The organism is Pseudonocardia aurantiaca (assembly GCF_039526725.1).
In the GTDB taxonomy this organism is placed as follows: domain Bacteria; phylum Actinomycetota; class Actinomycetes; order Mycobacteriales; family Pseudonocardiaceae; genus Pseudonocardia; species Pseudonocardia aurantiaca.
On sequence record NZ_BAAAJG010000001.1, the window covers coordinates 279,669 to 298,437 of the forward strand.

Genomic DNA, 18,769 nt, shown 5'->3' on the forward strand with positions numbered 1-18,769 from the left:
CATACGGTCGTATTGTATTGCGAAGGAGGTAGTCATGCTTTTCAGCCCCGTTCTCCCCATCGGAGGTCCGGTCACCGCTGTGACCGCCCCGGATGGCGGGCCGGCCTGGATGGCCGCGAACTACGAGACGGCCGCGACCGTGCTGACCGATCCACGCTTCGGCGTGGAGCAGCCCGGCGCTTCCGATGCGGACAACCACACTCTGTTCCGGGACGGCGCCACGCACCGCCGGCTCCGCACCCTGGTCTCGAGAGCGTTCACCCCAGCGCGGGTCGCAGCACTGGCGCCCCGCACCCGCGAGCTGGCGGATCACGCCGTCGCCGCGATGGTTGCCGCCGGCCCGCCCGCCGACCTGGTCGAGGACCTCGCGGCCCCCCTGTCGGCGACCGTGATCGCCGAGCTGCTCGGCGTGCGCATCGACGACCGCGCGGAGTTCCGCCGACTGGCCGACGGCGCGCTCATGGCCGATCCGGGAGACCAGGCTGCGCTCGTCTCCGGCTGGGAGGCGTTCACGGCGTACGCGGCCGAGTTGGTCGAGGCGCGCCGGACCGAGCCAGGCGAGGACCTGCTGAGCGGCCTGATAGCCGTACGTGACGCCGAGGAGGGCCGACTGAGCGAGGACGAGCTCGTCGGGATGGTGGTCGTGCTGGTCGGCGCCGGCTATGTCAGCTCGCGCAACGCCATCGCGGTCGGCGCGGTCCACCTGACCGGGCGGCTCGACACGGTCGACGAGCAGGTTGTCGAGGAGGCGCTCCGGCTGGCCAGCGGGCTCACCGGCGATCCGATGCCGCGGTGGGCGAGGGAGGAGGTCGAGCTCGGCGGCGTCACCATCGCCGCGGGGGACCGGGTGCTCGTGTCCCTGGCCGCCGCCAACCGGGATCCCGCCGCGTTTGCCGACCCGGATGCCTTCCGGCCCGGCCGGCCGGCGCACCTGGCGTTCGGCCGCGGCCCGCACCACTGCCTCGGCGCCGCCGTGGCCAGGCTGGAGCTGCAAGCCGCACTGACCGCCCTGGCCCGCGGGCTGCCCGGGCTGCGGCTCGAAGAGATCCCGTGGACGCACGGCCACGTGGACTCGGGCCCGAGCGCGCTGCCGGTGACGTGGTGAACGCGCTGCTGCAGCGGGCCGCCCGCTCCGAGGCCGACAGCTGGGTGAGCCTGGCGCGGTGGGTGTGGCGCCGCCCGGACGTCGAGCCGGGCGGCCGGGCCTTCGCCTACCGCGGGCCGATGATGCCCGCGGTGATCGTCTTTACCGCGGTGTCGGCGCTGGAGATCGTGGCGCTCGACGTGATCGTGCCGTGGAGCCCGGCGTTCACGTGGCTACGGATCCTGGTGCTGGTCGTGGGGGTGTGGGGGCTCCTGTTCGCGCTCGGGTTCCTGGCGGGGATCACGGTGCACCCGCACGTCGTCGGGCCGTCCGGGGTGCGCGTGCGCAGCGCCCGCGCGGTCGACGTCCAGCTGCCCCGGATGTCGGTCGCGCGGGTCCGCCAGGTCCGGCGGTCCCGTGACGGAAAGTCCGTGCAGGTCGAGAACGGCGTGCTGTACCTACCCGTCGGGAACCAGACGAACGTCGAGATCGCGCTGGACGGGCAGGTCGAGGCGGAGGTGCCCGGTCACGGCGTCGTTCCGCTCACCGCGGTGCACCTGTACGCCGACGACGCCGCCGGGTTCGCCCGCGCGGTTCGGGAAGACGGGGGACAGCTTTCAACCGCCGTTGTCGAGGGCCTCTCAGACCGCGCCGAACTGCCGGTCCCCCGCGTCACCCAGGCCGGGGACGATGAAGGCCGAGTCGTTCAGGCGGTCGTCGATGCTCGCCGTGATCACCCGCACCGGCAGCCCGCTCGACCGTAGCCGCTCGATCCCCTCGGGGGCGGCGAGGGCGCAGATCGCGGTGACGTCCGAGGCGCCACGCTCGGTGAGCAGCTCGATCGTGTGGGCCATCGAGCCGCCGGTGGCCAGCATCGGGTCGAGCACGAACACCGGGCGGCCGATAAGCGACTCGGGCAGCGACTCCATGTACGGCACGGGCTTGTGGGTCTGCTCGTCGCGGGCGAGCCCGACGAATCCCATCTGCGCTTCCGGCATCAGCCCGAGCGCGGCATCCGCCATGCCCAGCCCGGCACGCAGCACCGGCACGAGGAGCGGCGGGTCGGCCAGCCGGTACCCGAGCGTGCGCGCGACGGGGGTGTGCAGCGGCGCGCTTGCCAACGGGGCGTCCCGGGTGGCCTCGTAGATCAGCATCAGGGTGAGGTCGGCGAGCGCGGCGCGGAAGGCCGGGTTGCTCGTGCGCGCGTCCCGCATGTCGGAAAGTCGCGCCTTGGCCAGGGGATGGTCGACGACCTGCACGTCCATGCGCAGAGGCTAAACCGGAGCGGCGGGTCAGGCTCTGGCGAGTGCGTTCTGTTCGGCGGCCGCGCGCTGGTCGTACTCGGCGCGGGCCGCGGCGATCGCGTTCTGATGCGTCTCGGTCCAGGTGACGAGCGCCTGGATCGTCTCGTGAAGCGTGCCGCCCATGTCGGTCAGCTCGTAGTCGACGCGCGGCGGCACGACGGGGTGGACGGTGCGGCGCACGAGCCCGTCGCGCTCCAGCTGGCGCAGGGTGACGGTGAGCATGCGCTGACTGACGCCGTCGATCTCGCGGCGGAGCTCGGTGAACCGCAGGGTGCGGCGGTCGAGCAGCGCGATGACCAGCAACGACCACTTGTCGGCTATCCGGTCGAGGATCTGGCGGACCTCGCAGTCCTCCCGCGTATCCCACTGGTACGCGTCGCCGTAGGCAGCGTCGGTGCCGCAGCAGTGCGTCGGTTCCTTCGAAGTGCCTTCTTCCACGAGTGCCAATAGTGACGCACGATGCGGTCGGTTACAAGACAGAACCAAGTCAGGTCGACCGAACGAGGAGCGAACCGGTGCCCCTATCCCCGTCCCCCAAACTCGACGAGCGGCTGAGCCGCCGCGGCTGGGGATTGCTGCTCGTCCTGTGCGGCGCGATCTTCCTCGAGGGCATCGACGTCTCGATGATGGGTGTTGCGCTGCCCTCCATCCGCGCAGAGCTGGGCATGTCCACCAGCGAGCTGCAGTGGGTGGTGAGCGCCTACGTGCTCGGCTACGGCGGGTTCGTCCTGCTCGGCGGGCGCGCGGCCGACCTGCTGGGCCGCCGCCGGATGTTCCTGGGCTGGCTCGTGGTGTTCGTGGCCTTCTCCGGCCTCGGCGGGCTCGCCTCCGAGGGCTGGGTGCTGATCCTCGCCCGGTTCGTCACGGGCGTGGCGGCGGCCTTCATGGCGCCCGCCGGCCTGTCCATCATCACCACGACGTTCGCCGCGGGCCACGCCCGCAACCGCGCCGTGCTCGTCTACGCCGGCGCAGGCGCGGGCGGGTTCTCGCTCGGCATGGTCGTCGGCGGGCTCCTGACGGCCATCGACTGGCGCTGGGTCTTCTTCGCGCCGGTGGTGATGGCCACCGTGATCCTCGTGGCAGCCGTGCTGCTGATCCCCCGGGAGGAGCGCCCGGCGCGGACATCGGGCGGGTTCGACGTCGTGGGCACCGCGACGCTCACCGGTGCGATGGTGCTGCTGGTCGTCACCGTGGTGCGCGCCCCGGACGTCGACGGCCCGCTCACGCTCGCGACACTCGCCGCGAGCCTGCTCCTGCTCGGGGTGTTCGTCGCGATCGAGCGGCGCTCGGCTGCCCCGCTCGTGCGCCTGGGCATCCTGCGCTCGGCGCCCCTGCTGCGGGCCAATGCGGGCGCGATGCTGCTGGTGGGCTCGTTCATGGCCTTCCAGTTCACCGTGGTCCTCTACCTGCAGGAGCTGCGCGGCTGGACGGAGATCGAGACGGGGCTCGCGCTCGCGGTGGCCGGCATCGACGCCGTGCTCGCCCCGACCCTGACGCCGTGGCTGGTCAACAAGTTCGGCAACGCGCGGGTTCTGGTCGGTGGCCTGGCGCTTGCGGTGGTGTCGTACCTACTGTTCCTGCCGGTCGGGGCGGACTGGAGCTTCCTGGTGATGCTCCCGGCGCTGCTCGTGCTCGGCGTCGCGTTCGCGCTCGCGTACGGCCCGCTGACGATCGCCGCCACCGAGAACGTCGACGACGAGGAGCAGGGCCTTGCTAGCGCGCTACTCAGCACGTCGTTCCAGTTCGGCGCCGCGCTCGGGCTGGCGGCGGTGGCCGCGGTGATCGTCGCGAACACGGCGGCCGGGACACCGGAGGCCGTGCTGGAGGGCTTCCGCGCCGGCCTGGTGGTGCCGCTGGTGGCCGGGGTGCTCGGTGTGGTGCTGACGGCGCCCGGCCTGCGCGGGACCCGAGAGAGAGCGCCGGAAGCGACGGCGGCGTAGCCCCGAGACGAACGCCTGGAGAGCCACATTCATCGCGTCAGGTCATCTGCCGCCCTGATGTGGCTTTCCAGGCATCGGGCCGGAGGTCACGAACCTCACGATTGCCCTCCCCAGGGCCTCGCCTGCGTCCTCCTGCAGGAAGTGGCCCGCACCCTCGATCGTCGGGTGGTCTTCACCCGCCGCTCCCGGGATGCTCCTGCGCAGCACCGGCTCCATCGCGGCGGTGATCGGGTCGCCGTCGCTGAACGCGCAGAGGAACGGCAGATCGCTGCTCGTCAGTGCGGCCCACGCCGCCCGGTTGGCCGCGCTCGCCGGGTCGTCCGGGCGCGTCGGCACGAGCGTCGGCATAGCCCTCGGCCCGGCCTTGAACGACTCGTCGGGGAACGGGGCGTCGTATGCGGCGCGTACCTCCGGGGTCAGCCGCGTGCGGCAGCCGGCCTGCACGAGCCGCGCGACGTCGAGCGTCTCCGCCTTCTCGACGGCCCGCCGGAACTGCCACCAGACCTCGGGCATGTCGTGGTCGCCGGTGGGAAGCCCGGTGTTCGCGGCCACCACGGCGGCGAACCGGTCGGCGTGCTCGCCCACCAGACGCAGCCCGATCAACCCGCCCCAGTCCTGCCCCACGAGCGTGACGCCGTGCAGGTCGAGCACATCGAACAGCAGCGCCCGAACCCACTCGACGTGGCGGGCGTAGCTGTGGTCGGCGGGATCGGCGGGCTTGTCGGAGCGGCCGAACCCGACGAGGTCAGGGGCCACCACCCGCAGCCCGGCGGCGGTCAGCGCGGGGATCGTGGTGCGGTAGAGGAACGACCAGCTCGGCTCGCCGTGCAGGAGCACGACGACGGGGCCGTCCGCGGGGCCGTCCTCCACCCACGCCATCCGCAGCACACCGCCGTCCTGGTCGGGCACGTCGTCGTAGTGGGGCGGAAGGTCGAACCCGGGAAGGGCACCGAACCGCGGTTCAGGAGTCCGAAGAACGCGCATGACCGGGATCCTGGCACCGCCACGAGCCGGGCGACGGCACATACGTCACCCGAACCGCACACACCGTCGTGACCATGCGTGCTGACCCCATTGGGTTATGTCCTCACCTTGAGCGATCGTTTCGCCCGCCGGCGTCACCCGGTCGGGGAGGCCTTGTCCGGGGCCGCTTCGCCCCCCGCCAGGGCCGCCCTGCGCGGCCTTCCGCGCCTCTGGACGCTCCGAGGATTCAGGCACGCCCGGTGATGACACTCAGTGCCGCGACCGTCACCGTCACCTGCTTGACCCCGCCGAATGGGGCCGACGCGTCTCCGAGAGCCCACGGTCGGTGATCACCTCTCAGATTTCACCCTGACCCGAACGGGTGGTATGCCACAGACACTGTCACACCGGAGGCCCCGTCGACGCTGTACTAGATGACTAGGAGGTGATCCGGTGCCGGAGAACACGACTTCCAACGAGGCGACGCTGGTCGCAGCGGCGGAGAAGCTCACGCAGTGCGACGGATACGTCGTGCTGGCTGTCGACCCCCAGACGGGGGAGATCGACGCGCACGGCCCGTTCGACGGGCTGACGGCCACCGTCAAGGCCGACCAGCTCCGCCGCGACTTCGATCGCGGTGGCCTGGAGGACGTGACGGTCGGCGTCGTCAGGCTGCACAGCTCCACCTGATACAGCTCCGCCGGCTACAAGAACGACAGATCCACAGCACGACCCGACGTACAGCTCGTCAGCACGTGCAGCACGGCTCCACCGCATTACGTTGCTCCCCCATGTACTCGCCACCGCCCGTCGCTCCTCCCGCGCGGCGGGCGGTGTGCTCTCCGGGGTCGTGCCACGCTTGGCGCCCAGGAGCGCCCTGAACAACTCGGCCCTACTGGGCGATGCCGCTCGCTACGGGCGGAGTTGTTCAGGATCCCTAGACTCGCCGCGTGACAACGACCGACCTTCGCTCCGTCGACGGCCGCGCAGCCGGGTTCGCCGACGCCGTCCGCGACGATGCGGCGCTGCGGCGCTTCCTGCACGGCCTTCCCGGCGTCGACCAGGCGGGCGTCGAGCGGCGGGCGGCCGCCCTGGCCACGCGCAGCATCAAGAAGGAGTCGAAACTACAGGCGATCGACATGGCGATCTCGATGATCGACCTGACGACGCTGGAGGGCGCCGACACGCCCGGCAAGGTGAGGTCGCTCTGCGCGCAGGCCCGGCGACCCGACCCGGGCTACCCCGACGTGCCGCCGGTCGCCGCGGTCTGCGTCTACCCCGACCTCGCGGGCGTTGCTGTGGAGGCGCTGCGTGGATCGGGTGTCGCGGTGGCCGCGGTCGCCACGGCGTTCCCGTCCGGACGGTCGTCGCGGGCGGTCAAGCTGGCCGACACCGCGCTCGCCGTCGAGGCGGGGGCGGGCGAGATCGACATGGTGATCGACCGGGGTGCGTTCCTCACCGGCCGCTACGGCGCGGTCTACGAGGAGATCCTCGCGGTGAAGGAGGCGTGCGGGAGCGCGCACCTCAAGGTCATCCTCGAGACCGGCGAGCTGGCCGGCTACGACGACGTGCGCCGCGCGTCCTGGCTCGCGCTGCTCGCGGGCGCCGACGTGATCAAGACCTCCACGGGCAAGATCTCCCCGGCGGCCACGCTGCCCGTGGTGCAGGTGATGCTGCAGGCCGTGCGCGACTGGCACCTCGCCACCGGCGAGCACCGCGGGGTCAAGGCGGCGGGCGGGATCCGCACGTCGAAGGACGCCATCCGCCACCTCGTGGCCGTCAACGAGATCGCCGGTCCTGCCTGGCTCACCCCCGGCCTGTTCCGGTTCGGAGCGTCGGCGCTGCTGGGCGACCTGCTGCGGCAGCGGCGCACCCAGCTGGAGGGCCACTACGCCGACCGCGACCACATCGGAGGATCCTGATCATGGAGTGGACCTACGCACCGGCGCCGGAGTCGGCCTCGCTCGCGAACCTCAAGCAGGCCTACCGCCCGTTCGTCGACGGCGAGTTCGTCGACGGCGGCGGTGAGCCGCTCAAGACGCTCAACCCCGCCACCGAGGAGGTGCTCGCCGAGGTCGGCACGGCAAGCACCGAGGACGTCGACCGGGCAGTCGCAGCGGCCCGCCGCGCGTACGAGCAGGTGTGGGGGCCGATGCCGGGCGCCGAGCGGGCCAAGTACCTCTACCGGATCGCCCGGGTGGTGGCCGAGCGCGCCCGTGAGCTGGCCGTGCTGGAGACGCTGGACAACGGCAAGCCGATCCGCGAGTCCCGCGACGTGGACGTGCCCACCGCGTCGGCGCATCTGTTCCACCACGCCGGCTGGGCCGACAAGCTCGAGTACGCCGGCCTCGGGCCGCACCCGCGCCCGCTCGGCGTGGTCGGCGCCGTGATCCCGTGGAACTTCCCGCTGCTCATGGCGGCGTGGAAGATCGCGCCGGCGCTCGCGTGCGGCAACACGATCGTGCTGAAGCCCGCCGAGACCACCCCGCTCACCGCGCTGGTGCTCGCCGAGATCGCCGCCGACGCCGGGCTGCCGCCGGGTGTGCTCAACGTGCTGCCGGGCGCCGGTGACGTCGGCGCGGCCCTGGTGGGCGACGGCGGACTGGACAAGGTGGCCTTCACCGGGTCCACCGACGTGGGTAAGGAGATCCAGCGCCGCCTCGCAGGCACCGGCCGCCACCTCACCCTGGAGCTGGGCGGCAAGGCGGCCAACATCGTCTACGACGACGCCCCGCTCGACCAGGCCGTCGACGGCGTCGTCGACGGGATCTTCTTCAACCAGGGACACGTCTGCTGCGCCGGGTCGCGGCTGCTGGTGCAGGAGTCGATCGCCGAGGAGTTCGCCGAACTGCTGCGCGCCCGCATCGAGACGCTGCGCGTCGGCGATCCGCTGGACAAGAACACCGACGTCGGGGCCATCAACTCCCGGGCCCAGCTCGACCGGATCGTCGAGCTTGTGGCCGCGGGCGACGCCGAGGGCGCGCAGCGCTGGACCAGCTCGTGCCCGCTGCCGGAGCGCGGCCTGTTCTTCCCGCCCACCGTGTTCTCCGGCGTGGAGCAGACGATGCGGGTCGCACGGGAGGAGATCTTCGGGCCGGTGCTGTCCGTGCTCACCTTCCGCACCCCGGACGAGGCCGTCGCGAAGGCGAACAACACCCCCTACGGGCTCTCGGCCGGGGTCTGGACCGAGAAGGGCGCCAAGGCGCTGTGGACGGCACAGCGCATGCGCGCAGGCGTGGTGTGGACCAACACGTTCAACCGCTTCGACCCCACTGCGCCTTTCGGCGGCTACCGCGAGAGCGGATTCGGCCGGGAGGGCGGGCGGGCCGGGCTCGAGGCCTATCTGGCGGAGTGAACCTGGCGGACTGAACCTGGCGGACTGAACCTGGCGGACTGAACGTGGCGGACTGAACCTGGGCGGAGTGAACCTGGGCGGAGTGAACCTGGCGGAGTTGACCGTCAGCCCGCGGTGATCGCGTAGAGCGTGGTGCCGACGGCCGTGACCACGGGCCCGTCCGGCGACACCACCGGGCCGGCGCGGCCGGCGCTGGTGGGCGCTCGGGGCAGGTCGACCTGCCAGAGGGACGTCCCGGCGTAGGCGTCGAGGGCGATCGCGCTGCTCTGCCGGGCGTCGGGACCGACGGCCGCGTCGGCGACCACGTGCACGACACGATCCGCGACCGCGGGCGGGCCGATGCTCGTGGCCTCGCCACCGGTCTCCTCGGCGGCGGTCCACGTCCAGAGCGGGTCGCCGGCCGCGGAGTCCCATGCCGTGACGCGGCCGCCGCCCGCCGCGTACACGGTGTCGCGGCCGACCGTCAGCTCGGTGAGCCCTGCGCCGTGCAGCCCCTGCCAGCGCCCGACGCCCGTCCGCGGATCCAGCGCGACGACCAGCGGCGCCGCCGGGTCGGCGTGGTCGCCGACGTAGAGCGCCTCGCCGGAGGGTGCCGCGACCGCTGCCGGGACCGGACCGCCGGCGAACGGACGATCCCAGAGCAGCTCGCCGGACACGGGGTCCAGGCTCAGGAGCCTTCCGGCGCCCGCGAGGTGCACGGCGTCGCTCGTCAGCACCCCGCGCAGCCCGGGCGCCAGACCCGTGTCGCGGTGCGGCCGCTGCCACCGCTGCTCCCCGGTGCCGAGGTCGAGCCAGCGCACCAGCCGGGAGTCCGCGCCGCCTTCGGCGAAGTCGAAAGCCTCGACGAGCACCCCGCCCGGACCGGCGGCGAGCAGGGCCCCGTCGTGCTCCCAGTGGCGGCCGCCGGTGCCGGCGTCCAGCGCGTACGTGCGGGCGCCGTCCGACGCGACCACCGCCCCGCCGATCACCGCCAGCGCGCCGACCAGCCCGTCGACGGCGTGCGTCCACTGCGGCCGCCCGCCCGCGGCGTCCACGGCATGGACGGTCGCGTCGGCGCTCCCCGCGTAGACGCGGGTGCCGTCAGCTGCGAGCACCAGCACGTCCTCGCGGGCCGTGTAGGTCCAGCGCACGCGCGGTCGGGCCCGTTCGGCCTCCGCCTCGCCGAGCCGCGTCCCCACTGCGACCGCGGCGACGGCCCCGCCGATCGCCGCGAGCACCGCGCCGACCAGCACGGCCCGCCGTCCGACGCGCCCCGCCGGGACCCCGGACGGCGCCACCCGCGCAGGCGGCAGGGGCGCCGGCTGCTGCGGCAGGAGCGCCGGCACCCCCGGGGGGAGCCAGCCCTCGCGGGGGATCGCGGGCTCGGGGTGGAGGGCCGCCACCATCTCGGCCGCCGAGGGCCGGGCAGCCGGATCCCGCACGAGGCAGCGCGCCACGACGCCGCGCACCGGTTCGGCCAGCGCCCCGAGGTCGGGGGCGTCGTCGAGGATGCGGCGCATCACGGCGACCGGGCCGCCCTCCCCGAACGGCCCCCGTCCGGTCGCCGCGAGCACCAGCACGGCGCCGAGGGAGAACACGTCGGACGCCGGGCCGAGCTCCGTCCCGTCGGCCTGCTCGGGTGACATGAACCCGGGTGTGCCGATCATCATCCCGGTGCTGGTCATCCCAGCCCCGTCGACGGCTCGCGCGATCCCGAAGTCGATCAGCCGGGCCCCGTCGGCCGCGAGCAGCACGTTCGACGGTTTGACGTCTCGGTGCAGCAGCCCCATGCCGTGGATCGCGACGAGCGCCCGCGTCAGCCCGGCGGCGAGCAGGTGCACGGTCTCGGCAGGGAGCGGACCGGCGGCCCGGACGGCGTGGTCGAGCGCAGGGCCTGCCACGTACTCGGTGGCGAGCCACGGGGCCGGGGCGTCCGGGTCGGCGTCGAGCACCGCCGCCGTCCACGGCCCGGTGACGCGTCTGCTCACCTCCACCTCCCGCGCGAACCGCGCGCGGAAGCGGTCGTCGTGGGCGAGCCCGGGGTGCACGATCTTCACGGCCACGAGCGCGCCGTCCTCGCCGTGGGCGAGGAAGACCTGCCCCATCCCGCCCGCGCCGAGCCTGCCGAGCAGCCGATATGGCCCGACGACGGCCGGGTCGTGCGCCTGCAGGACGGTCACGCCGCTCCCTTCCTCGACATCCCTCAGGCGCCGGCGCTCGCCAGCGCCTCGATGCGCGCCGAACCGCCCACGTAGACGGTGCCGTTCTCCGCCGCCAGCGCCGCCACCCGGCCGGACGGCCCCGCGTACTCCCAGCGCCGGACGCCGAGTGCGGCGTCCATGGCGTAGAGGCGGCCGTTCCCGGCCCCGCAGTAGACGAGCCCGGCGTCGAGCACCGGGCCGACGTCGGCCGCCGCCCCGTCCACGGTGGGGTCGGGCTGCGCCCAGCGGGGCCGGCCACTGGTGATGTCGAGAGCGTGGATCCGCTGGTCATCGCCGCGCACGAACACGAGGTCACCGGCCGGCACTATCGCGCGGGTCAGGGCCCCCGCCGCGGCCCCGCGGCTCCCGACCGGCGCCTCCCACCGCGGCGCTCCGGTGCCGGCGTCGAGCGCCACGAGGGGGCCCGTGTAGATCGCCATGTAGACAGTGCCGTCCGCCACCGCGATCGACGCGGTCGTGTCGGCGCCCGACCCGAACTGCCACCGCACCCGGCCGCTCCCGACGTCGAGCGCCGTGACGTTCGAGCCCCAGGTCACGTAGGCGGTGCTGCCGGCGACCACGGGGCTCGCGGCGAACCGGAACGCGGCGCCGGGGCCGTTCGTCGCCGGTACGTCGTAGCGCCAGCGGCGGACGCCGGTGCGGGCGTCGACGGCGTGCAGCGAACCAGCCAGTGTTATGCAGACGGTGCTGCGCGCGGCGGTCATCTCGGCCCCGACGAGCGCGGTGAGCACGGTGCCCGCCTCGGGAGTGGCGGCCCAGCGCTGCGCCCCGTCGTCGGTGTCGATCGCCGCCACGGCCCCGTTCGTCTCCAGCAGCGCGAACCCGTCGCCGAGCGCCAGCCCGCGGTGCGTGACGCCGGATGCGTCGATGTAGCCGCCCGCGCCCTGGGCGACCCACCTGGTCGCGCCGGTGGCGGCGTCGAGCGCGTGCAGGGCGTCTCCGAGGACCGCGTAGAGAGTGCCTGCCCGCACGGCGAGCGCCTCGACGGGCCCGGGAGGCTGGATCGACCACAGGGCCCGCGGGCCGGACCCGACGGAAGCGGGCGCCGTCGCCGAGACGGTCTCCGGCCTGCGGTTCGCGGTCACCGCGTAGGCCAGCGCTCCCGCGCCGAGCCCCACCGCGACCGCACCGGCCCCGACGAGCAGCGCGCGCCTGCCGATCCGCGCCGCCGCCGCTCCCGCCGCCCGGACCGGGGCGGGCACCGGGAGCTGCCGGGTGCCCTCGACCCGAGTGCGGTCCTCCCCGGCGCCGTCCGCCGCCGGGGAGAGCGCCATGACGGGCGCCGGCAGCCAGCCCGACGACGGTGGCGGCGGCAGCGGGTCGAGCAGCACCGCCAGCTCCGCGGCGGTGGGGCGATCGGCCGGGTTCTTCACCAGGCAGGCGGTGATCGGCTCGCGCAGCACGGGAGGGAGGGCATCGAGGTGCGGCTCCTCGTCGGCGATGCGCCGAAGCAGCACCAGCGGGGTGCCCTCGCCGAACGGGCCTGCGCCGGTGAGGGCGTGGACGACCACCGCACCCATCGAGAACATGTCGGACGCCGGGCCCACCTCGTCGCCCGCGACCTGCTCGGGCGACATGAACGCCGGTGTCCCGAACACCACGCCGGTGGCGGGCAGGTCGGGCGCGTCCGCGGCGCGCGAGATCCCGAAGTCGATCAGCCGCGGCCGGTCGGCGAGCAGCACGTTCGACGGCTTCACGTCCCGATGCACCACGTCCGCCCCGTGGACGACGGCGAGCGCCCGCGCGAGCCCTCCGGCGAGCAGGTGCGCGGTGGCGGCCGGCAGTGGACCCGCCCCGGCCACCGCACGGTCGAGTGACGGTCCCGCCACGTACTCCGTGGCGAGCCACGGCGCCGGGGCGTCGGGGTCGGCGTCGAGCACAGCGGCCACCCACGGGCCGCTGATCTGCCTGGTCGCGGCGACCTCGTGGCGGAACCGGCTGCGGAACCCCTCGTCGTGGGCGAGCGCGGGGTGCACCACCTTCAGCGCGAGGACCCGGCCCTCGCGGTCGGCCGCGAGGTACACCTGACCCATCCCGCCCGCCCCGAGCCTGCCGAGAAGGCGGTACGGCCCGATCGAGCGTGGGTCGTGCCCCTGCAACGGCTGCACGCGTCCCCCCGACTGCTTCGCGATGATCCGTCGGCACGCACGGTAACGCCCCTTCACCCGTCCCGGTGATCGGAGGTGCTCCGTTCGCAGCCCGGTCACGTGACTGATTCGAGGCGGCCGCCCGGTTCCTAGCGTCGGAGTCACGATCACCGACCCCTGGGAGGGGACCCCGATGACAACTCTGAGCCCCACCGGCGACGGCCCGCTGCGCGTGACGGTCGTCGTCGGCAGCACACGTGAGGGCCGGTTCGGCACCACGGTGTCCGACTGGTTCGTGCAGGAGGCCCGGCAGCACCCCGACCTTGCCATCGACGTGCTGGACCTCGTCGACGTGGCGCTGCCCGACCGGCTCACCGGCTACGGGCAGCCACTGCCGCCGGAGGTGACGGCCGTGACTCCGCGGCTGGCGAGCGCCGACGCGTTCGTCGTGGTCACGCCGGAGTACAACCACAGCTACCCCGCGCCGCTCAAGACCCTCATCGACTGGCACATGGAGCAGTGGCAGGCCAAGCCGGTGGCGTTCGTGTCCTACGGAGGCATGAGCGGCGGGCTGCGTGCGGTGGAGCACCTGCGCGGCGTCTTCGCCGAACTGCACGCCGTGACCATGCGCGACACGGTCAGCTTCCACGGCGCCTGGGCCCGCTTCGACGGCGACGGCCGCCCGATCGAGGCGGCCGAGTGCGCCGGGGCGGCCAAGACGATGCTCGACCAGCTCGTCTGGTGGGCCCGGGCGCTGCGTGACGCGCGGGCAACCCGGCCGTACGTGACCGCGTGAGGTCGTCTTGACCTCAAGAGAGCTTCAACTCCTACCGTCAGGCTTCCAATCGCTCGAGGAGGACTGACGGCATGGTCACGGATGCGGTGGTCCCCCAACGGACCCGGTGGGCACCGGTCGTCGCCCTCGGGCTCGCCATGCTCGTGGTGACGTCGGAGGTGACGATCGCGGCCGTCACCCTGCCCGGGCTCGGCGCCGACCTCGCGGTCACAGCGTCGACCACGGCGTGGGTGCTGCTCGCCTACGCGCTGCCGATGGCCGCCGTCGCGATCCCGGCCGGGCGGTGGGCGGACGGCGCCGACATCCGTGCGGTGTTCGCGTTGGCGATGATCGGCATCGCTCTCGCGAGCGTGCTGACCGCGACCGCCCCGGCGTTCTGGGTGGTGGTGGTCGGCCGGCTTGCGCAAGGGGCGGCGGGAGCACTGATCGTGGCGACCTACATGCCGATCATCACGGCGAGCGTGCTGCCACAGCAGCGCGGGCAGGCGATCGGGTTCGTCGTCACGATCATGACGATCGGGGCGATGGCGGGTGTGCCGCTCGGCGGGCTCGTCGCGGGGGCGTTCAGCTGGCGCGAGGTCTTCCTGATGAAGCTGCCGCTGCTCGTCGTGGTGCTGTGGGCCGGGCTGCGCGGCATCCCGCGCACCCCCGACCGCGGCCTGCCCCTCCCCGGCTTGGCACTGGTGCGCGAAGGTCTGCTGCTCGGCGGCGCGATCGCGGCCGTGCTGCTGGCGTTCGAGGAGGTCGACGAACGCCCGACCGTCGCAGCGGTTCTGGCGGTGGCGGGCGTCGCGCTGGGGGTGTGGTGGTCGCGGCTCGCGGCGTCGCGGCCGGTGCTCGCGGTGGTCAGGCGCCCCGCGTACGCCGTCACGCTCGTCTCGCTGCTGGCCACCAGCTTCACCGGCGGACTCATCGCGTTCCTGCTGCCCTACTTCGTCGCCGACGTCGTGGGCGGCACCGCCCAGCTGACCGGGGTCGCGCTCCTGTTCTTCGTCGGGGCCATGGCCCTCGTGTCCGGCGCGGCCGGGGCGATGACCGACAGGATCGGCACCGGCCGGATCGCGATCATCGGGAGCGCCATAGGGGTCGTCGGGATGCTGACGATGCTCACGCTCGACGCGGGCTCGGGTCTGGTCGACATGGGCTGGCGGCTGGTCGTGCTAGGCATCGGAACCGCCCTTTTCGGCACCTCGGTCAACACCGCGATGCTGAAGAACGCGCCGGCCGGGTCCGAGGGCGTCGCGGGCGGCATCGGCATGACCGTGCGCACGATCGCGATGACCATCGGCCCCGCGGTCTCCGCCCTCGCCTGGACGGTCGCGGGCGGCGGTGTCGCCGGGTTCCGCGCCGGGGTCGTGGTGATCACCGCGGCCGCCGTCGTCGGACTGGTGGCGTTGCTGGTGCCGGTGCGCGGTGAACGAGCATGAACGAGTGGCTGCCCGGCCGGGACACCGAGCTGGCCGAGGTCGAGCGGTTGCTCGCGGGGGCCAGGGCCGGACGGAGCGCCGCGCTCGTGGTGCGCGGCGAGGCGGGGATCGGCAAGTCCGCGCTGCTCGACCGGGCACGGTCCGCGGCCGGCGACATGGTGGTGCTTGCCCGCGTCGGCATCGAGACCGAGTCCCAGCTTCCGTACGCCGCGCTGCATCTGCTGCTCAAGGACGTCGTCGGAGGCGTCGACGAGCTTCCGCCGGTCCAGACCGCCGCGCTGCGGTCGGCGTTCGGGCTGGCCGCGCCGGGGCCTGCGCCGGACCGCTTCCTCGTCGGGCTCGCGGTGCTGACGCTCCTCGCGGAGCTGGCCGCCGAGCGTCCGGTGCTGGTCGTGCTCGACGACGCGCACTGGTTCGACCACGCGTCGGCGGAGGCGCTGCTGTTCGCGGCGCGCCGCCTCGACGCCGAGTCGGTGGTGATGCTCTTCGCCGCCCGCACCGGGCATGCACCCGCGTTCCCGGCGCCCGGCCTTGCCGAGCTCGCCCTCAGCAGGCTCGACGACGACACCGCCCGTCAGGTGCTCGACGCCGGGGCGGCCGACCTGCCCAAACACGTCAAGGAACTGCTACTGCGGGAGGCGGCGGGCAACCCGCTGGCGCTGCGCGAGCTGCCGGCCGCGCACCGGTCGGACCGGGCGCCGGTGTTCCCGCTCGGCCCTCCGGACGCGGGGCGCGGCGGGACGGCGCCGACCCACAGCGCCGTGGAGCGTGAGTTCGCCGCCCGGATCGCGGCGCTCCCGGAGACCGCGCGCACGTTGCTGCTGGTGGCCGCGGCCGACGGCACCTGCGACACGGCTGTGGTGTTCGCCGCTGCCGCGCGGCTCGGCGCCGGACCGCAGGACATGGAGACCGTGGAGCGCGAGCGCCTGATCGTGTTCGGCGACGGGTGCCTCGGCTTCGCCCACCCGCTGGTGCGCACGGCGTCATACGGCAGCGCGACCTTCGTGGCCAAGCAAGCGGCCCACCGCGCGCTCGCCGACGTGCTCGACGCGCTGCCCGAGATGGACCGGCGCAACTGGCACCGGGCCGCGGCCAGCATCGGGCCGGACGAGGAGGTGGCGCTCGCGCTGGAGGAGAGCGCCGTGAGGGCCCACGAGCGGGGCAGCCACGAGGCGGTCGCGGCGGCCTACGAGCGGGCAGGCGCGCTCAGCCCGGACGGGGCCTCGAAGGTGCGGCGGCTGGTGCTCGCGGCCGAGGCCGCTGCGGTGGCGGGACACAGCGACTGGGCGGAGACGATCGCCTCCTGCGTGACTCTGCACGCGACCGACCCTGTGTCCCGCGCCCGCCTCGCGATGGTCCGAGCCTGCCTCGCCGACCAGGCGGGTCGGCCCGAGGACACCCACCGCCTGCTGCTCGACGCGGCCGAGCCGGTCGCCGCCGCCGACCCGGAGCTGGCCGCCGAGATGCTGCTGTGGGTCGTCGAGGCGGGCTGGGCTGCCCGCGACCGCACCGTCGTCGAGCGGGCCGCCGCGACCGCCGTCGCGCTGCGGCTGCCCGGACCGCCGCTGCGCGCCCACGCCGCCCTCGCGATCGCCCAGCTCGAGGACGACCCCGACGCGGCGCTGCCCGACGCCGTCGCAGCGCTGGCTGAGCTCGCCGGCTGCTCGGGCGCGGGCAGCCCACGGGCGACGGCGAGCCTCGCGCTCTGGCACCTGCTCCTCGGCGCGGACACCGTCGCCCACCAGCTGGCCACCGCCGCCGAGCGGGAGAGCCGCGCGGCGGGGACGCTGGGCGTCCTCCCCCGGGTGCTGGCCGCGCTCGCAACGGCCCGCTGGCACCTCGGCCGCTGGCCGGACGCCGCGGCCACCGCAAGCGAGGGCCTGCGGATCGCCCGGGACACGGGCCAGGACCAGAGCATCGGCGAGCTGTCGGTCGTGCTGGCGCACGTCGCGGCCGCCGAGGGCGACGAGGTGCGCACCGCGGCCGTGCTCGCCGACCTCGACGGGCGCAGGCTGCCGCCGGAGTTCGGCGCGAACGCGGCGTCGGCCCGCAGCCTGCTCGACCTCGGGCTCGGCCGGTTCGAGGCCGCCGCCGACCGGCTGGCCGGGGCGGCCACCTGCCCGCGCCTGCGGCGCTCGCTCCCCGACCTCGTCGAAGCTGCGATCCGCAGCGGCCGCCGCGCCGAGGCGCTGGACGCCACCGAGCGGTTCGAGCGCTGGGCCGGGCACACCGGCGAGACCTGGGCGCGGGCCGTCGCGCTGCGGTGCCGCGCGCTCGTCCATCCCGGCGACGGCGCCGCTGCGCTCTTCGCCGAGGCCGCGGCGCTGCACCGGGCGGACGGGGAACACCCCTTCGAGCAGGCGCGCACCGACCTGCTGCACGGCGAGTGGCTGCGCAGGGCACGCCGGCGCAGCGAGGCGAGAGGGCCGCTGCGGGCGGCCGTGGAGGCGTTCGAGGGGCTGGGCGCCCGGCCGTGGGCCGACCGGGCACGCGCCGAGCTACGCGCCACCGGCGAGACCAGGACCGTCGCCCGGCCCGGCCCCGACGTGCTGGCCGACCTCACCCCGCAGGAGATGCAGGTCGTCCGGCTCGCGGCGGCGGGTTTGTCCAACCGGGACATCGGGGCGCAGCTGTTCCTGAGCCCGCGGACGGTGGGCTACCACCTCTACAAGGCGTTTCCCAAGCTCGGGGTGGCGTCGCGGGCGCAGCTCGTGCGGCTCGACCTGCCTGCGTAGCGCCGTGCGATCAGGCCGTACGGGCGCTGGGCAGGTCGAACTCCCCGCCGCGCAGACCGTCGAGGAAACACTCGACCTCGAAAGCGGTGAACCGCAGCCGCGCCCCGTCCGAACGCCGGATCGTCAGCCCGCCGTCAGTGCGAAGGGCGAGCTGCAGACCCGCCGCCTGGACCAGCCGGTCGGGCCCCGCAAGGAGCGCATCACAGAACGCGCGCCACTCCTCCTTGGTCAGCGAGAGCACCGGCCCCCGGCCCAGGTCTTTCGTGTCACGGACCCGGTAGACGCCCCCGTCCACCCGCACCTCGACGCATCCGGATGCGTTGTCGCTGCGGCGGGCCTTGACCCACCGGCCTTGTGCGAGTCCGGGCGTGCGAGGTCCTGCTGTCATGCGAACTCCTGAGCTGCGGCTTTGATCATCGCCACGGATTCTACGGCGTCGAGGGCCGCGTCCTCGGCGCCCGCGTGAGCAAGACGATGTTCATGCACGGCGATCGGATCGTCCACAAACTGCACACCCGTGACCATGTCGAGCCAGACCAGGTCGGGCAGACGGGTGCTCGCGAAGCCGAGGACGTGGAAGGACGGGGTGCCGAGCACCGGATGCCCCGGGTGCGTGAACGGGATGACTCGCACCAGGAGGCGGGGCCCGAGCTCCTCGACCCGTTCGACGAGGTGGTCGCCCGGTGCGGGGAGTACGTGCTCAGCAGCGCCCTGTGCGCACCACCGGGAAGGGTCTGCCCGGTGTGCCTCCCCCGCCCGGTGCCCACGCGGCGCCAACCGCGCATGTCACCCCGCGCGCCTGCGCGGGCTACTGGCGGCGATGCGGCCGAGCCGAGGCCCGCGGCTGCGCGTCGCGTGAGAGCCGGACGTGCCGCTC

General features: G+C 74.0%; 15 protein-coding genes. 8 read left to right on the forward strand and 7 right to left on the reverse strand.

Features of this window, described 5'->3' with window-relative positions:
- Nucleotides 1-34: 34 nt before the first annotated feature.
- Nucleotides 35-1,105, forward strand: a complete 1,071-nt coding sequence (locus ABD143_RS01300; protein ID WP_343969894.1) for a cytochrome P450 — start codon at nucleotides 35-37, stop codon at nucleotides 1,103-1,105.
- Nucleotides 1,106-1,725: 620 nt separating this feature from the next.
- Here ABD143_RS01300 and upp read toward each other — a convergent pair.
- Nucleotides 1,726-2,349 carry a uracil phosphoribosyltransferase gene (upp, locus tag ABD143_RS01305; protein ID WP_343969897.1) on the reverse strand — a complete coding sequence of 208 codons (624 nt, stop codon included), beginning with the start codon at nucleotides 2,347-2,349 and terminating at the stop codon, nucleotides 1,726-1,728.
- 27 nt (nucleotides 2,350-2,376) lie between these two features.
- Nucleotides 2,377-2,826, reverse strand: coding sequence for a winged helix-turn-helix transcriptional regulator (locus tag ABD143_RS01310; protein WP_343969900.1), 450 nt, complete (start codon nucleotides 2,824-2,826; stop codon nucleotides 2,377-2,379).
- Nucleotides 2,827-2,903: 77 nt separating this feature from the next.
- Between ABD143_RS01310 and ABD143_RS01315 the strand changes: the two genes are divergently transcribed.
- A complete protein-coding gene (locus tag ABD143_RS01315) occupies nucleotides 2,904-4,328 on the forward strand; it encodes an MFS transporter (protein WP_343969903.1) in 1,425 nt (474 codons plus the stop codon).
- A gap of 42 nt (nucleotides 4,329-4,370) precedes the next feature.
- On the opposite strand, the gene ABD143_RS01320 is transcribed toward ABD143_RS01315, so the two are convergent.
- Nucleotides 4,371-5,312: a haloalkane dehalogenase gene (locus ABD143_RS01320; RefSeq protein WP_343969906.1), complete on the reverse strand. Its 942-nt coding sequence runs from the start codon at nucleotides 5,310-5,312 to the stop codon at nucleotides 4,371-4,373.
- Between the two features lie 432 nt (nucleotides 5,313-5,744).
- Between ABD143_RS01320 and ABD143_RS01325 the strand changes: the two genes are divergently transcribed.
- From ABD143_RS01325 to ABD143_RS01335, 3 genes are all read left to right on the forward strand, one after another.
- Nucleotides 5,745-5,981, forward strand: coding sequence for a hypothetical protein (locus tag ABD143_RS01325; RefSeq protein WP_343969909.1), 237 nt, complete (start codon nucleotides 5,745-5,747; stop codon nucleotides 5,979-5,981).
- A gap of 260 nt (nucleotides 5,982-6,241) precedes the next feature.
- Complete coding sequence (gene deoC, locus ABD143_RS01330; protein ID WP_343969912.1) at nucleotides 6,242-7,213, forward strand: deoxyribose-phosphate aldolase; 972 nt, start codon at nucleotides 6,242-6,244, stop codon at nucleotides 7,211-7,213.
- Nucleotides 7,213-8,646 carry an aldehyde dehydrogenase family protein gene (locus ABD143_RS01335; RefSeq protein WP_343970252.1) on the forward strand — a complete coding sequence of 478 codons (1,434 nt, stop codon included), beginning with the start codon at nucleotides 7,213-7,215 and terminating at the stop codon, nucleotides 8,644-8,646. Before deoC ends, ABD143_RS01335 begins: the two co-directional genes overlap by 1 nt.
- 104 nt (nucleotides 8,647-8,750) lie before the next feature.
- Here ABD143_RS01335 and ABD143_RS01340 read toward each other — a convergent pair whose 3' ends face one another.
- A complete protein-coding gene (locus ABD143_RS01340) occupies nucleotides 8,751-10,805 on the reverse strand; it encodes a protein kinase domain-containing protein (protein ID WP_343969915.1) in 2,055 nt (684 codons plus the stop codon).
- Nucleotides 10,806-10,828: 23 nt separating this feature from the next.
- Nucleotides 10,829-12,955 (reverse strand): serine/threonine-protein kinase, encoded by a 2,127-nt coding sequence (locus tag ABD143_RS01345; protein WP_343969918.1) that lies wholly within the window; start codon nucleotides 12,953-12,955, stop codon nucleotides 10,829-10,831.
- A 172-nt stretch (nucleotides 12,956-13,127) separates the two neighbouring features.
- Here ABD143_RS01345 and ABD143_RS01350 point away from each other — a divergent pair, with 172 nt between their 5' ends.
- From ABD143_RS01350 to ABD143_RS01360, 3 genes are all read left to right on the forward strand, one after another.
- A complete protein-coding gene (locus ABD143_RS01350) occupies nucleotides 13,128-13,730 on the forward strand; it encodes an NADPH-dependent FMN reductase (protein ID WP_343969921.1) in 603 nt (200 codons plus the stop codon).
- Between the two features lie 71 nt (nucleotides 13,731-13,801).
- Nucleotides 13,802-15,157 (forward strand): MFS transporter, encoded by a 1,356-nt coding sequence (locus ABD143_RS01355; protein ID WP_343969924.1) that lies wholly within the window; start codon nucleotides 13,802-13,804, stop codon nucleotides 15,155-15,157.
- A complete protein-coding gene (locus tag ABD143_RS01360) occupies nucleotides 15,154-17,892 on the forward strand; it encodes an ATP-binding protein (RefSeq protein ID WP_343969927.1) in 2,739 nt (912 codons plus the stop codon). Before ABD143_RS01355 ends, ABD143_RS01360 begins: the two co-directional genes overlap by 4 nt.
- A 10-nt stretch (nucleotides 17,893-17,902) precedes the next feature.
- On the opposite strand, the gene ABD143_RS01365 is transcribed toward ABD143_RS01360, so the two are convergent.
- Nucleotides 17,903-18,280: a DUF397 domain-containing protein gene (locus ABD143_RS01365; RefSeq protein WP_343969930.1), complete on the reverse strand. Its 378-nt coding sequence runs from the start codon at nucleotides 18,278-18,280 to the stop codon at nucleotides 17,903-17,905.
- Nucleotides 18,277-18,669, reverse strand: a complete 393-nt coding sequence (locus ABD143_RS01370; protein WP_343969933.1) for a Scr1 family TA system antitoxin-like transcriptional regulator — start codon at nucleotides 18,667-18,669, stop codon at nucleotides 18,277-18,279. Before ABD143_RS01370 ends, ABD143_RS01365 begins: the two co-directional genes overlap by 4 nt.
- Between the last annotated feature and the right edge of the window lie 100 nt (nucleotides 18,670-18,769).

Excerpts from the sequence above, each read along its gene's own strand:
- ABD143_RS01300 (WP_343969894.1), top strand. The coding sequence starts at position 35 with ATGCTTTTCAGCCCCGTTCTCCCCATCGGAGGTCCGGTCACCGCTGTG.
- upp (WP_343969897.1), bottom strand. The coding sequence starts at position 2,349 with ATGGACGTGCAGGTCGTCGACCATCCCCTGGCCAAGGCGCGACTTTCC.
- ABD143_RS01320 (WP_343969906.1), bottom strand. The coding sequence starts at position 5,312 with ATGCGCGTTCTTCGGACTCCTGAACCGCGGTTCGGTGCCCTTCCCGGG.
- ABD143_RS01350 (WP_343969921.1), top strand. The coding sequence starts at position 13,128 with ATGACAACTCTGAGCCCCACCGGCGACGGCCCGCTGCGCGTGACGGTC.
- ABD143_RS01355 (WP_343969924.1), top strand. The coding sequence starts at position 13,802 with ATGGTCACGGATGCGGTGGTCCCCCAACGGACCCGGTGGGCACCGGTC.
- ABD143_RS01360 (WP_343969927.1), top strand. The coding sequence starts at position 15,154 with ATGAACGAGTGGCTGCCCGGCCGGGACACCGAGCTGGCCGAGGTCGAG.
- ABD143_RS01365 (WP_343969930.1), bottom strand. The coding sequence starts at position 18,280 with ATGACAGCAGGACCTCGCACGCCCGGACTCGCACAAGGCCGGTGGGTC.